We start from the raw sequence: 13783 nt of genomic DNA on the forward strand, positions 1-13783 counted from the left end.
GAACCCTAGATTCATCTCACTGTAGAGATGGTCTCTTCTCTTTGAGAGACAACTTGTTGTGACAGCTTCTTGTCACAATGCGAAAAGGTGAACAAGGCCCATACCATCTTCATCTGCTTTGTTGCAACTTCTTGAAAGCTAATAAGCTTCCTGCGGATTTGCGCCGCGCAGCTAAAGCGCTATGGCACCAGAAATGCATGAGTTATTTTTGCCCAGCTCCTAAGGGTAGTACCGCACGGAAGGCCCCTTCCCTTTGCGGAATAGCTTTCCCTTTTTAATTAAAGCGGTCAGCCTACGTGTTGCCGTATTTCTTGAAACTCTGAGGTGCTCCACGACATCCTTAACAGACAAGCTTCCTTTTTCTTCGATGAGCCTAAGAATTGCCTCTTCATCGGAATCTTTGGCTTTCTTAGCTCGCTTAAAAGAGAATGTAACTTTTACAAAATCCCCCCCTTCTGCGTACTCAGGGGGCATAAGCCCCGCTCGTTTGCAGCTATCGAATATTAAACGAATTCCAGACCCCAGTTTTTCTACAAGGCCCATATGACGTGCAATTTTTGCGATGTGGGGGTTCCTTAGATAGGTCGTTCCATCTCCTAAAGAATCGAGATCAACCACACCGGGAAAAGCTCCAGGGTTAAAAATTTCACACCGATGGTCATAGATCGCAATTTTGACTGCTCCAGGAATCGAATACTTCCGGTGAATCAGCGCATTAATAATTGCTTCTCGGAGCGCTTCTTTGGGGACCGGAAGCTTTCCTTTGAGCTTAACCCCCTGCAAACGATAGTCCCTCTCCATCCAAGAGGAAGCAAGTTGGTAAGCATGCACTGCAAGCTGATCCAGAGGACCGGTGAGCTCTTGAGTCTGAATGATCTCTCGCCCTTTGTCCCCTTTAAAACGGGTACATAAAACGGTGGCCTCTGCAACATAGTCTTGGGGATTTTCTGAAAAAAACAGTGTTCCTGCTACAGTAGGAGCATATTTTTCTTTTCTGTTTGGAGAGAGGGCAATAACCTTATCTGCCATTAATCTTCGATCGGTCACCCGCTCCTTATAAAACTCTTCAAGAAGATCGTTCGATAAAATAGATCGGGGCTCTCGAACTATTTCCTCGTCATAGGTCAACCTTTTTCCTTCTCTAACGAGCTCTTCGATATAATCTTCAGTTGCTCTTCTAGTGCTCGACCCAACCCTGATGTAGACCCCTTTAGGCATTCCATCGGACTTTAAAAAGTAAGGCTTTTTGGGACTTGTAGGAATCTCAATCACCAAAACAGACACATCATTATAACTTTTTCCCCAAACCTGAAGGAGAAGTGTCGGACTCACAGAGTCATAAAGGCTATTTGGAAATGATTCAAAAAGACGCTCTCTATCCTGATCAGTAATTCCTATAACCTCCCTTGAATCATTCTCTACCCCAATAATGATCTTTCCCCCTGACCCATTTGCAAAAGCAACACAGGTTTTAATTAACGTCATAAACTGAGGGAGCTTAGACTTAAACTCCAAAGCCTTAGACTCTCTCTCTTCGTAAAAAAACTTTTCCTTCATCTTAATTGCACCAAACTTTTCGTAATTGCACCAATTGCACCAATTGCACCAAGAATATTTTTACGCGATCTTGGCAAAGGCGCCCGAGGGGAGGGGGTACCCCTCTGAAGGGAGGACCATCTCCCCCACTTCGAGGGAGGCTTTGGGGAAGGCCTGATGGGCAAGGTTGCGAAGAACCTGAGGGGTGAGCCCAGGGGTGTGGCAGGTGAGGAGGATAAAGGCGGGGTTGGGGCTGAGTACCGCTTTACAGAGCTCTAAAAGAGGCAAAAGGTCCCGCTCGATCTTAAAGACCTGCCCCTGCGCTCCCCGCCCAAAGCTGGGAGGGTCGAGAATCACCGCGTCATACCGTCTTTCTCGCTTAACTTCCCGCTTTAAGAACTTTATTGCATCGTCAACAATCCACCGGACCGGAGCGTTTTCTAGGTTGTTGAGCTCGGCATTTTCTTTGGCCCAATCGATCATCCCTTTGGCAGCATCGAGGTGGCAAACGGTATGCCCCTCTTTGGCAAGAAAAAGAGTGGCAGCGCCCGAGTAGGCAAAGAGGTTGAGGACATTAGAGCTTGAAGCAAGGGCCTTTTTCATCCACTCCCAGTGCATCGCATGCTCGGGAAAAAGACCAACATGACCAAAGTCGGTGGGAACAATTTTGAACGTGAGGCCTTGGTAGTTCAAGGTCCATGACTTGGGAAGTCCTTTCCACCCTTTTCCTCGCTCAAAGGTGGCGTCAGCTTTTTTCCAAAGCGTGGGGTTTTGGGGTTTCCAAAGGGCTTGGGGACAGGGACGGATGAGCTGATACTCCCCAAACTGCTCGAGCTTTTGCTCGTTGCCACTGTCGATCAACTGGTAGGTCATTTAAATGGCTCGATGTTATGGGCGACGTGGCGCCAAAGATTTGCTAAGAGATAGGTCACTGAATAGTCGATGATCGTTTTTCTATTTTTACGGGCGGGAATGAGGCCGGTATAGGTTTTTTCGGGAGTGGCGATCGCTGCCCAAACCGTTCCAACAGGCTTATCTGCCGTTCCCCCTGTCGGCCCTGCAATCCCTGAAACAGTCATAACATAATCAGCGCCGGTGAGCTTTTTTACTCCTGCTGCCATTTCGATGACTACTTCTTTGCTGGCGGCGCCATGCTCCTTAAGGGTCTTTGCTTGAACCTCCAAAGCTGATTCTTTAAGGGTGTTTGAGTAGGAAACGATACTTCCTAAAAAGTAATCGGAAGCGCCGGGGTGGATCGTTAGGTTGGCAGCAAGGTGCCCCCCAGTACACGACTCCCCTGTTGCTAAAGTTTTTCCATTTGCCACCATCCACTCTTGTAAACCCACGGCAATCTGCTTGTCTTTGCGGGAAAAAAGGTGAATGTAAAGCCGCTTTACAAGCTTCTCTTCAACGGGAGGGAAGAGGTTGGGGTCATCCGCATGGAGGTAGAGAGAAAGAACCCCTCTTCCAGGGCAGATCCCAATAGTGACACCGGGGTGCTCTTTTTCTAGGATGCGAAGGTAGGGCTCGACCTCCATCTCTCGCATCAAGCAAAGATAAAGGGAGGAGACATAGTGTTTTTCGGTAATGTATTTCTGAATGATCTTCAAAACCTCGGGAAGCATCACCTCCATTTGGGAAGGAACCCCTGGGAGGGCAACGAGAGGAATCTTTCCTTCAAAGAATTCGCCAGGAGCTGTCCCAAGCGGGTTGACGATCTTTTGTTTTGCAAGACCATAGAGGGATTCGAGGATTGGAAGGGTGAGGTCGTCGCCGGTGGGACCAAGCCCTCCCGTTGTAATAAGAAAAGAGGAGCGTTCCATCGCTTCTTCGATCCCTTGCTTTAAGAGAGCCTTGTCGTCAGGGAGGACGGTGACGCGCCCAACAGAAATCCCCTCAGGAAGAAGCGCCTGAGCGACAACCCCCGCATTGGTATTAATGGTATGGCCCGACAGAATTTCGTTACCGATCGAGAGAATTTCGATTGTCATAGATTGTAAGTCCTGCTTGCTTGAGCTGTGGATGATCTGCTGCCCACTTCACACACTTTTTTCCGATCCGAAAAGTGGCATAAAAAGGTTTGTCCTCTCCAACAAAAGCAGCGGGGTTGGTATGCGTACGTACCCATTTTGCTAAGTGTTTGAAAAGGGCAGTGTTTGGAGAGTTTTTATCCTTGTACACCTCAACAACATCTTGGTTGAGCGAGTTCGAATAAAGTTGGGGATAGGAAAACTGAATCCCCCAGGTGATCGCCTCATGTGAGTGGACCATGGAATGGAAGGCGCGCTGCTCATGTGAAAAGGTAAAGTGGTGACGCCCTAGTTGAACCACCGGCTCTTTTGTCTTGATGATATATTCCCCCTCTTTAGCTTCCATAATGTAAAGGGCATCGGCAGTGGAGGAAAAAGCGGCTGAGAAATAGGGTTTAAGGGGGGCTTCATCGGGAATGATCCCTGCCTTGAGCTCTGAGATATAATCGATGTAGCGGGCAAGAAAATCTTCGGTGGAGATAAATGCCTCATCTAAGGAAACAAGTTCCGATACATTGTAAATCCCAAAAAGGGGAAGGCTGCTGAGAAGCTCTTCCATCTCTGCCACATCAAGAAGAACCCGATGGGAAAGCCATTTGGATGCTTGAAGCATCCCCTCAACTTTGGGATGACTACGTTTCATGGCGCTTCCGTTTATTCAGTTTTTCGGTGATCCCCTGAATGATAAGGGTGGCAACTCCCAAGAAGATAAAGGTATCAGCAAGGTTAAAGACGGGATAGGAGTAGCCCCATAAGACAAAGTGGAGCATATCGACAACCGAACCATAGAGGAAAAAGTCGATGATATTCCCAAGAGCTCCTGTTAAAATGAGCATGAAAGGAATCTCTCTTTTTCGCTCTTTATTAAAGAAGAAAACGTAGGCAGCAAGGGCAAGAATAATTCCAACTCGCACCAAAAGTAACGCGATCGGGTAGGAGGAAAAAAGGCTCCACGCTCCCCCTAAATTGCGGGCATGGCTAATCGAAAAGTCGACCCCAAAAAAGTTTTGAAAAACAGGGATCGTACCGAAAAGTGGAAGGTTTTCTACGATCCAATATTTCGTCGACGCATCGAATAAAAAAAGAGCAACCGCACTAAAAAGGAGGAGTCGACGCACTAAATCATCCCTTTTTCGAACTTTTCTTGGGATGCGACGGTCATTGTTGCATAAGGAATGGCTTCGAGTCTCTTGATCGGAATTTCTTCGCCAGAAACATCACACTTTCCATAGGTCCCCTCTTCGATTTTTTCAAGGGCGCGGTCGATCTGTCGGATGATCCCCTGCTCTTGCGATGAAACCTCGATGCTGATCGTTTGTCCAAAATCATCAGTCCCCTCATCGGCTTGATGTTGAGAGTATCCTTTTGAATCATCGGGGGTTTTGACATCATCGGAAACCGATTTTAAAGAGGCTCCCAGCTGCTCTTTCATTTCCAAAAGGCGTTTTTTGAATGTTTCAATCTCTGATTTTTTTAATGGCATGTGTTTACCTCGTTACTTTGGTGCAATCGTATGGATTGCATCCATAATTTCATCAACATCTTTAAACCGCTTATACACACACGCAAAGCGGATATAAGCAACCGTATCTAAAGCGCGGAGCTTTTCCATGACAAGGGCGCCTAGTTTTGTCGTATCTATTTCACGCACCTGATTTTCCATCAGTTCACTCGCAATCGCTGATGCTAAATCGCGCACTTGGTCGTGGCTGATTCGGGTGTGGCGTGATGCGCTATCCAGCCCTTTAATCAGCTTTTGCAAACTAAAGTCTTCGTAGCTTCCATCCCGTTTTTTTACCTGAAGGGAAATATCGACCGTTTCAAAAGTTGTAAACCGCTTGGAGCACTGCAAACATTCCCGTCGCCGCCGAATGGCATTGGTTTCGCTTGCTGTGCGAGAATCGGTTACTTTAGACTCTTCATGTCCACAAAAGGGGCACTTCATCGGCAATCTCCAAAATCCAAGCTTTAAACAAAAGTTTGCTTTTTTTTATACAAAATTCGGAGGAGGTGGGATTCGAACCCACGATACGCTTATCACGTATACACGCTTTCCAAGCGTGCTCCTTCGGCCGCTCGGACACTCCTCCAAACCTTAGGAATCGAATGATCTTACCAAAAAAGAGATTATTTTATCAAGGACTCGACAGGAGAACCTTTTTAGGGTAAACTTATTCACATGAAGAGAGTGTTATCAATTCTTTGCTTACTCTTTGGCCTAGTTTCGTGCCAAAACGAAGCTCCCAAACCGCGAGAAAAACCGCTGATCGTCACCAGTATTCCCCCTTATGTTTCTTTGGTTAAAGAGCTTGTAGGCGAGACCATGGATGTAAAGTCAGCCCTTGGATCCAATTTTGATCCCCATGAGGTGGAGATCTCTCCCTGTCAGATGAAAGCGGTCCAAGAAGCCACTTTATTTATTGGAGTGGGGCAACATTACGAAAAAAAATTGATCGGAAAAAAGAAAGAGATTCTTCAACTGGATCAAAGAATTCCTTTAATGACCTACGGAAGAGATACCCGCTTTATTGGAGAAGAGGCCCATGCGCACTCGAAAGACCTCCACTTTTGGCTGGGGCCCAAGCAGCTCCCCCTGCAGGTCAGTGTCATTGCAAGGGCCCTGATCGACCTAGCCCCTGACAATCAAGCGCTCTATGAGAAAAACCGGAAAACTCTCATTGATAAAATCAACACACTCATCCGGAATACTCAAGGAAAGTTGAATCCTTTTGAAGGGAAAGGGATCATCGTTTCCCACTCATCGCTTGGCTATTTTTGCGCTGACTTTGGGTTGGTGCAGATTGCGGTTGAGTCGGAAGGGAAAAGCCCCCTTCCTAAAGATGCCACCGAAGTGCTCAAAGCAGCTGACGATGCCGATGTGATTGTTGTTTTCACCGCTCCCCAGTTTCATAATAAAGGAGCGGAGCTCATCGCAAAAGAGCTGAACCTTCCCATAAAAAGTTTCAACCCTCTTGCCGAAGATGTCTTAGGAACCATTGAGCAACTGGCAAACGATATCCAATGAGTGTGATTACCTTTAAAGATCTTTTCTTTTCTTATGGAACCGTTGAGGTTCTCAAGAATGTCTCTTTTGAGGTGACGCAAGGGGAATACATCGGCATTGTGGGTCCCAATGGTGGAGGAAAAACCACCGCCCTTAAGCTCATGATGAGATTTTTAGCGCCGAGTCGGGGCAAGGTGAAAGTCCTTGGGAAGGCACCTGAAACAGCTCGCACAAAAATTGGTTATGTCCCACAGATTAACGCTTATGACAAGGAGTTTCCGATCTCTGTTCTCGAGGTGGTTTTGACAGGAACCATCGGCCACCTTCACTGGTGGGGAGGGCGCCTCCAAGGAGATAAAGCGCGGGCAAAAGAGCTCCTGAAAGAAGTGGGACTTAGCGGCCTTGAAAAACGTCCCTTTGGCGCACTTTCCGGAGGGCAAGCGCAAAAAGTTCTCATCGCCAGAGCGCTCATGTGTGACCCTGAAATTCTCCTTTTGGACGAACCGACAGCTAACATCGATCCCCAATCGGAACAAGCCATTTTCGATTATCTAAAAAAGTTCCAAGGAAAAAAAACGATCCTTATCGTCACCCACAACTTCGATGCGATTGTTAAAAATGTGGAACGGGTTCTCTGCTTCCAACATGAGGTTTCCTCGATGAAGCCTCAAGACGTCTGTGAACACTTTGCCATTGGGATGTACCACCGCCATGAATGAACTCCTCGCTTTTTTTACCCATCCCTTTCTGAGAATGGCCCTTTTTGCAGCTCTTAGCTCCTCCGTTGCCGGAGGAATCGTTGGCTCCTACGTCGTCGTCAAGAGAATTGTTTTTATCAGTGGGAGTATCGCCCACTCCGTCCTAGGAGGACTTGGCGCTGCCCTCTACATTAGTCGGGTTTACAACGTCCCCTGGCTCAAGCCGATCCATGGGGCCCTAATCGCCGCCATCCTAGCCGCCTGGCTGATCGGAACGGTCCGCCTCTACTACCGACAAAGAGAAGATACGGTCATCGCCGCCCTTTGGGCCTTCGGAATGTCGATCGGGGTCATCTTTATCTCCCTCACCCCCGGCGCCACCGTCGAAATTTCAAATTATCTTTTTGGAAATATCTTATGGGCCAGCTCGTCTGACCTCTACATGCTCCTTGGCCTTGACCTGATCGTCCTGGCCGCCGTTCTCCTCCTCCACCGCCGCTTCCTCGCCATCTGCTTTGATGAGAAGCAAGCGACTCTCCAAGGACTCAATGTAAAGCGGCTTTACATCCTCCTCCTCACCCTGGTGGCCCTGACGATCGTACTGATGATCCAGGTGGTGGGAGCGATCCTCATTGTGGCGATCCTCTCCCTCCCGGCCGCCATCGCCAACACCTACACCCACCGCCTCTCCAAGATGATGGGGCTGGCGGTCCTTATCGCTGGAGCCAGCTCTTTCCTAGGGATCGTCATTTCCTACGCTCTTAACTGGCCTCCTGGGGCGACCATCGCCCTGACCGCCACCACGGTTTATCTTCTCAACCTCCTCCGCAAAAACAGTTAGGTTCCAACTAATTTCCATTGAGCCCCTGGACCACGCCCAACCATTTTAATAACCCCTTTCTTTTGCATTGCCGATAAGTCATTTCTAAGAGTTCTTTCAGAAATCGTTGTGGTCATTTTTTTATGGACTTCTTTTGTCGTTAGCTTCTCCTTGCCCTGAAAAAGTGCTATAATTTCTTCTTGCCTTTCTGTGAGTGCTTCCTTAACGGGATGCTCCTCTGCATCCAAGGTAACAGGGTGAGGCTTCAAAGCAACTCGAATGGAAGCTCCTAACTCCAACCAATTTGGAATGGGATAACCTTCTTCATGACAGGCGTCTTCGATTCTTTTGTACCCTGTTCCCCACTCCTCAATAATATTGAGCTCTCGAAATACGCGCGCGATGACTTTATTTCTAACATGACTAATCCCTGAGAAAAAGTCTGCAAAGACAAAGCCAAACGGGGCCATTCCAGGACTCTCAACTTCCATTCGGTCTGAAAATATTGCAACACGAGGGTTCATTCCCAAAAGGGAGTAGTCAGCATGAACTAAAGCATTGGCTAAAACTTCACGTATCACTAGCGGCGAGTATTCCGGAATATCTTTTCTTTGAATCTTTTCGATTCTAGCAGCTAATCGAGTATTACGCTGAATAAACTTTGGAACTTCATACATCGCTTCTAAAATTGTTCCATCCACATCATAATGATCGATAAAGTGTGTCTTGGTCGTTCCTCGGAATCTTGCACACCTTACTTCGGCATTTGGGAAAAGCCGGCTCCTATATTCATCTTTTCCAAAAAGAATTACCCCTCCATTAGAGCAGACAAATGTATCACCATAGGGAACTAAAATATTTAAGGTTTTCAACATCTGGGTACTGACTTTTTTCCCTATTTTAGCAAAAGCCTTATCCAACCGATCTTTATCCAATCCAGACTCACCAACTTCTGGGCAAGGCATTTGATCAAAACCAACTTTCTTAACCGACCGCTTTAGCTCCGCTAAAAATTCCTCTCCCGCTGCTCGATTCGTGGATCCCAGCCTGATGTAAACCCCCTGAGATTTCCCCGCTGACTTGAGATAAAAGGGTCCACTCCAATAAGGAACCCTGACAACAATTAAAGACTGTCCCTTAGTAGAAACGATCTCAATTTTAGGGATAAGAGGAGGAGCGACAGAGTCTGCAATCGCATTAGCCAGCCTCTCTTCGGCCTCTAACACATTCTTAATCCCTAAAATTTTTCCATCATCACTTCTCCCAATCACTAACGTTCCACCTGCAGTATTCGCAAATGCAATGAGAGTCTTTAAAATAGGCTTAAGAGACGTCATGTCCTGCTTGAATTCTAAGGTCCTTCCCTCTGGAAGGTTCAGAAGGTGACCCAAACCTAACATGCTTATTTCCTGCTATTTAAATTCATAAATTTCCTAATATTGCCAGATATTTCCTAATATTGCCAGATATTTCCTAATATTGCCAGATATTTCCTAATATTGCCAGATATTTCCTAATATTGCCAGACACTAACAAAGGCATTGACAGTTAGAGAGGCTTCCTTTATGATGGACGCTTTCCCTCTAATGGAATTTAACGGAGGTACCAATGTACGCAATCATTCAAACTGGCGGTAAACAATACCGGGTTGAAAAGGGAGACACGATCGAAGTTGAGCTTCTCGGAACTGAAACTGGACCGGTCGAATTTAAAGAAGTTGTATTATTTAACGATGGGAAAGTCGCTCACGTGGGAATTCCCCATGTAGCAAAATGTCTGGTTAAGGGTGAAGTCATTGGCGACACCAAGGGCCCCAAAGTGGTTTCTTTCAAGTACAAGAGACGAAAGAACTACCGCCGCAAGGTGGGCCACCGACAAAAGTATAGCGTCGTAAAAATTACCGACATCGCAGCAGCTTAAGGAGAAATGAATGTCGCATAAGAAAGGACAAGGATCGAGTAGAAACGGACGCGATTCAAACGCCCAACGGCTAGGAATTAAGGCAACCCACGGTGAGTTTGTCACCGCAGGGAGCATTCTAGTTCGCCAACGAGGGACTAAGTGGCACCCCGCCAAGAATGTCAAGCGAGCAAAAGATGATACGCTCTTCTCGCTCATTGACGGGATTGTCCATTTCCGCAAAGGAAAAAATACCTTCGTTTCAGTTACCCCTACACAATAAACCATATGTGGGGGCGCTATGTTTACAGACTCGGTAAAGCTTAAACTTAGCGCTGGAAACGGCGGAACAGGGATCGTTGCCTGGAGACGGGAAAAGTACCTCCCCAAAGGGGGCCCTTACGGGGGCAACGGGGGGCGAGGTGGTTCCATCATCATCAAAAGCGATCCCCAAATTCACTCTCTCGATAGTTTTCGTAATCGTCGCCTCATCTCTGCTGAAAATGGACGCCCTGGCGCCCCTAATAACCAGCAGGGACGGAGTGGCAAAAATCTCATCTTAAAAGTCCCCTGTGGCACCCTCATCCGTGACAGTGAAACGGGAACCCTTATCTATGACCTCACCGAGCCAGGTGAAGAATTTCCCCTCTGCGCCGGCGGCCAAGGAGGACATGGGAACACTTTTTTCAAAACCCCGACTAACCGAGCGCCCAACAAATGCACCCCAGGAAAGGGGGGAGAGGTCAAGTCGGTCGAGCTCGAACTCAAGCTGATCGCCGACGTCGGCTTCATGGGATTTCCGAATGCGGGAAAGTCAACCCTACTCTCAAAGCTTGCCGCCATTGAGGTGAAGACGGGTGCCTATCCCTTTACCACCCTCAAGCCCAACTTAAGCTTCATCGAGTTTGACGACTTTTCTCGGATTTACATCGCCGATATCCCCGGCATCATCCCCGATGCTCATGAAGACCGCGGGCTGGGCCTTTCTTTTCTCAGACATGTCGAGCGCTCATCAACGCTGATCTATGTGATCGACATTTCAGGAGAAGAGGGGCGTGACCCTTACCAAGATTTCCTCACCCTGCGTGCTGAAGCCGAAGCGTACTCCCCCGAAATCTTGAAAAAGCCTTTCCTTGTTGCCCTCAACAAAGTCGATAAGGGAAATGAAGCTCACCTCGAAGCCTTTAAGGAGGCCTACCCCTTTCCTAAAGAGACTCTCTTTGAAATTTCTGCGCTCAAGGAAGAGGGACTTTCCCCTTTCACCGAAAAGATGCGCGCCCGTGCCCAAGAAGGCGGCAAAAAGTACCATTAATCGTTTGATCTTTGGTTGGTTTTGTGTTAAAATGAAAGCACATGAAGAATAAACCTCTTACAGTTTGTGGGGTTACCATTCAGCCAGGGGAAAAACTTACCCTAGCGATGCCAACACCCGAAATCTATACCTGTGCCCCTCTTCACATTCCGATGCATATCATTCATGGCAAAAAAGAGGGCCCACGCCTTCTGGTTTGTGCAACACTATATGGTGATGAGGTCAATGGAATCGATATTGTTGACCGTCTCCTTGGGCTTGCTTCTTTAAAAAATTTAAGTGGAACCCTCCTCTGCATTCCCGTAATGAATGTCTATGGCTTGATCAACCATAAACGCCTTCTTCCAGATGGGAGAGACCTCTCTCAAAGCTTCCCAGGATCTGAAGGGGGCTCCTTTGGAGCTCGATTGGCTCACCTTTTCTCAAGTGAAATTATCGATCATATGACCCACTGCATTCATATTCGATCAGGTTCTCGCCATACCTATAAACTCCCTCAGGTCTACTACCACCCAGAAGATCTTAAAGCAAAGTCGATGTCTAAAGCCTTTGGAACACCTGTTATGGTCACCTCAGAGGACAAAACAGGTTTTTTCTATTCGGAAACAGGAAAGCCTAAGGTTCCCACGATCATCTATGAAAGTGGAGAAGCTCTCCGGAGTGATGAGTATGCGATTAAGCTAGGAGTCAGAGGAATTGTAAAAGCCATGCGTGAGTTGGGGATGGTCCGGGTCAAGTCCAAAGTCCCAGAAGCTTCAGGGACCCCTTTTATTACAAAAAAGATGTTTTGGATCCGCTCTCCGCTCAGTGGCCTTTTTCACTTTGTTAAAAAGGTGGGAAAAATGACTGAAGAAGGGGAACGGATCGCAACGATCACCGACCCCTTTGGCTCGACAAAACGGTACGATGTCACAGCCCCTTGCGCAGGAATGATCACAGCAATTAATACCCATCCCCATGTTTATGAAGGACAGGGAATCATCGAGATGGCAGAGGTAGGACCTCCTCATGAATCTCCTATTGAAGTCCCTGATATTGAACCTAATGTGATTGACCACCACTCATGAAGCATCAGAAAACATTCACAGCAATCGGTTTTTTCATTTGGACCCTTGCTTCTCTTTTCTACCTTTATGAATTTTTTCTTCGGGTCTTCATTTCTACGATCTCCGATCAGGTGATTCATGATCTACACCTCACTGCGCAAAAGTTTGCGATCATGGGAGCGGGCTACTACCTTGCCTACTCTCTGATGCAAATTCCTGTGGGAATCTTAGTCGACCGCTTTGGCTCACGACTTCTCCTCTCCATTGCTGTTGCCCTTGCTTCGATTGGTGGAGGATGGTTCGCCTTTGCCCAGAGCTTTGGAGAAGGGTTTATCAGTCGGTGTTTTATGGGATTTGGCTCTTCATTTGCCTACATTTGCCTCCTCGTCCTCGCAATCAACTGGTTTCCTAAAAAACACTTTGCTCTCATGGTGGGAATTGCCAATTTCCTAGGTGCCTTGGGGCCGTTTTTGGCGGGAGGTCCCCTCTCCCTCTTACTCAATCTTTTTAATAATAATTGGCGCCTTGTCCTCACATTCACTGCAGGCAGTGGGTTTATTCTTGCTTTAGCCACAGCCCTTTTTGTTAGAAATAACCCTAGCAGAAAAAAAGGGGAAATTGTCTTCTTGGATCCCTATAAAGAACCTTTAAAAGTTCGGATATGGCTCCTTATTAGAAGCTCTCAGGTATGGGCTGTTGTCCTCTACGCAGGCATTACCTATGTGTGTCTTCCCCTCTTAGGAGCCTATTGGGGAACCAGCTTCTTGCAAGCTAGAGGACTTTCCCGCGATGTGGCAGCCTCGATTTCATCCATGCTCTGGATCGGTTTTGCTATCGGAGCCCCTCTTACAGGGAAAATTTCTGACTCGATGAAACGGCGCAACCCTGTTATGATTTTATGCGCTCTTTTGGGGGTCTTTGTCAGCGTGTGCATTGTCTACTGGCCTACAACTCCGGTTGTCCCTTATGGAATCCTCTTTTTTGGCATCGGCTTCGCCAGTTCTGGAATCAGTGTGAGCTATGCAAGTATTGCCGAACATGTAGAGTCTAAACTCCATGCAACAGCTTTGGGACTTAATAATTCAATGGTTACTTTTTCCGCAGCCATCATCCCCCCCTTCATCAGCTGGCTTATCCAAAGAGCTGCAGGACCAGAGGTTCACCACTTAACAGTCAGTAACTTCAAAAGTGGCCTCTTTTTAATGCCCTTCATCTACTTTACTGGCTTTTTAATCGCTCTTTTCTGGATCAGGGAAACCTACTGCCGTTCTCAACATGAGGTCATTAAGGTTTCAAGGCTCTCTTGACTCTTTATCTAGAAATTTTTAGAACAAAAATAGGCATGGTTCAAAATAGGGTAACAATTTTTGGTCTTATGAAAGATGCGTCGGGGGCAAGCCCCCTGCTGCCCCCTTGAGCTTCAATCTGGCAAGCCAAA

At 47.2% G+C, this 13783-nt stretch carries 16 protein-coding genes and 1 tRNA gene; 8 read left to right on the forward strand and 9 right to left on the reverse strand.

What is annotated here, in order from left to right:
- Positions 1–219 precede the first annotated feature (219 nt).
- From NEPTK9_RS07630 to NEPTK9_RS07665, 8 genes are all read right to left on the reverse strand, one after another.
- Entirely contained in the window at positions 220–1557 is a 1338-nt protein-coding gene (locus NEPTK9_RS07630; protein WP_194848242.1) for an RNA-binding domain-containing protein, read from the reverse strand.
- 60 nt (positions 1558–1617) lie between these two features.
- On the reverse strand, positions 1618–2409 hold the full coding sequence (locus NEPTK9_RS07635) for a class I SAM-dependent methyltransferase (RefSeq protein WP_194848243.1): 792 nt from the start codon (positions 2407–2409) through the stop codon (positions 1618–1620).
- The gene (locus tag NEPTK9_RS07640) at positions 2406–3527 is read right to left on the reverse strand and encodes a nicotinamide-nucleotide amidohydrolase family protein (RefSeq protein WP_194848244.1); all 1122 of its coding nucleotides are present in this window, start codon (positions 3525–3527) and stop codon (positions 2406–2408) included. The genes NEPTK9_RS07635 and NEPTK9_RS07640 overlap by 4 nt, the downstream gene beginning before the upstream one ends.
- Positions 3499–4209: a hypothetical protein gene (locus NEPTK9_RS07645; protein ID WP_194848245.1), complete on the reverse strand. Its 711-nt coding sequence runs from the start codon at positions 4207–4209 to the stop codon at positions 3499–3501. Before NEPTK9_RS07645 ends, NEPTK9_RS07640 begins: the two co-directional genes overlap by 29 nt.
- Positions 4199–4684, reverse strand: coding sequence for a signal peptidase II (lspA, locus tag NEPTK9_RS07650; protein ID WP_194848246.1), 486 nt, complete (start codon positions 4682–4684; stop codon positions 4199–4201). The genes NEPTK9_RS07645 and lspA overlap by 11 nt, the downstream gene beginning before the upstream one ends.
- Entirely contained in the window at positions 4684–5049 is a 366-nt protein-coding gene (locus NEPTK9_RS07655; RefSeq protein ID WP_194848247.1) for a TraR/DksA family transcriptional regulator, read from the reverse strand. Before NEPTK9_RS07655 ends, lspA begins: the two co-directional genes overlap by 1 nt.
- A 12-nt stretch (positions 5050–5061) precedes the next feature.
- Positions 5062–5511, reverse strand: a complete 450-nt coding sequence (gene nrdR, locus NEPTK9_RS07660) for a transcriptional regulator NrdR (RefSeq protein WP_194848248.1) — start codon at positions 5509–5511, stop codon at positions 5062–5064.
- A 57-nt stretch (positions 5512–5568) separates the two neighbouring features.
- A tRNA-Ser gene (locus NEPTK9_RS07665) sits at positions 5569–5656 on the reverse strand.
- A gap of 89 nt (positions 5657–5745) precedes the next feature.
- Here NEPTK9_RS07665 and NEPTK9_RS07670 point away from each other — a divergent pair.
- From NEPTK9_RS07670 to NEPTK9_RS07680, 3 genes are read left to right on the forward strand one after another with little or no spacing between them, the layout of a single operon-like run.
- Complete coding sequence (locus tag NEPTK9_RS07670; RefSeq protein ID WP_194848249.1) at positions 5746–6591, forward strand: metal ABC transporter substrate-binding protein; 846 nt, start codon at positions 5746–5748, stop codon at positions 6589–6591.
- Positions 6588–7289 carry a metal ABC transporter ATP-binding protein gene (locus NEPTK9_RS07675; RefSeq protein ID WP_194848250.1) on the forward strand — a complete coding sequence of 234 codons (702 nt, stop codon included), beginning with the start codon at positions 6588–6590 and terminating at the stop codon, positions 7287–7289. The genes NEPTK9_RS07670 and NEPTK9_RS07675 overlap by 4 nt, the downstream gene beginning before the upstream one ends.
- Positions 7282–8109: a metal ABC transporter permease gene (locus NEPTK9_RS07680; RefSeq protein WP_194848251.1), complete on the forward strand. Its 828-nt coding sequence runs from the start codon at positions 7282–7284 to the stop codon at positions 8107–8109. The genes NEPTK9_RS07675 and NEPTK9_RS07680 overlap by 8 nt, the downstream gene beginning before the upstream one ends.
- Here NEPTK9_RS07680 and NEPTK9_RS07685 read toward each other — a convergent pair.
- Positions 8106–9488 carry an RNA-binding domain-containing protein gene (locus tag NEPTK9_RS07685; protein ID WP_194848252.1) on the reverse strand — a complete coding sequence of 461 codons (1383 nt, stop codon included), beginning with the start codon at positions 9486–9488 and terminating at the stop codon, positions 8106–8108. The genes NEPTK9_RS07680 and NEPTK9_RS07685 overlap by 4 nt on opposite strands.
- A 208-nt stretch (positions 9489–9696) precedes the next feature.
- Here NEPTK9_RS07685 and rplU point away from each other — a divergent pair, with 208 nt between their 5' ends.
- Genes rplU through NEPTK9_RS07710 form a run of 5 tightly spaced genes read left to right on the forward strand, consistent with a single transcriptional unit; the run spans position 9697 to position 13652 of the window.
- Positions 9697–10008, forward strand: coding sequence for a 50S ribosomal protein L21 (gene rplU, locus NEPTK9_RS07690; protein WP_194848253.1), 312 nt, complete (start codon positions 9697–9699; stop codon positions 10006–10008).
- Positions 10009–10018: 10 nt separating this feature from the next.
- Entirely contained in the window at positions 10019–10270 is a 252-nt protein-coding gene (gene rpmA, locus NEPTK9_RS07695; RefSeq protein ID WP_194848254.1) for a 50S ribosomal protein L27, read from the forward strand.
- Between the two features lie 18 nt (positions 10271–10288).
- Positions 10289–11299: an Obg family GTPase CgtA gene (gene cgtA, locus NEPTK9_RS07700; RefSeq protein ID WP_194848255.1), complete on the forward strand. Its 1011-nt coding sequence runs from the start codon at positions 10289–10291 to the stop codon at positions 11297–11299.
- Positions 11300–11340: 41 nt separating this feature from the next.
- Entirely contained in the window at positions 11341–12366 is a 1026-nt protein-coding gene (locus NEPTK9_RS07705) for a succinylglutamate desuccinylase/aspartoacylase family protein (protein WP_194848256.1), read from the forward strand.
- Positions 12363–13652 carry an MFS transporter gene (locus tag NEPTK9_RS07710; RefSeq protein WP_194848257.1) on the forward strand — a complete coding sequence of 430 codons (1290 nt, stop codon included), beginning with the start codon at positions 12363–12365 and terminating at the stop codon, positions 13650–13652. Before NEPTK9_RS07705 ends, NEPTK9_RS07710 begins: the two co-directional genes overlap by 4 nt.
- Positions 13653–13783: the final 131 nt, after the last annotated feature.

The organism is Candidatus Neptunochlamydia vexilliferae, from assembly GCF_015356785.1.
Lineage (GTDB): Bacteria > Chlamydiota > Chlamydiia > Chlamydiales > Simkaniaceae > Neptunichlamydia > Neptunichlamydia vexilliferae.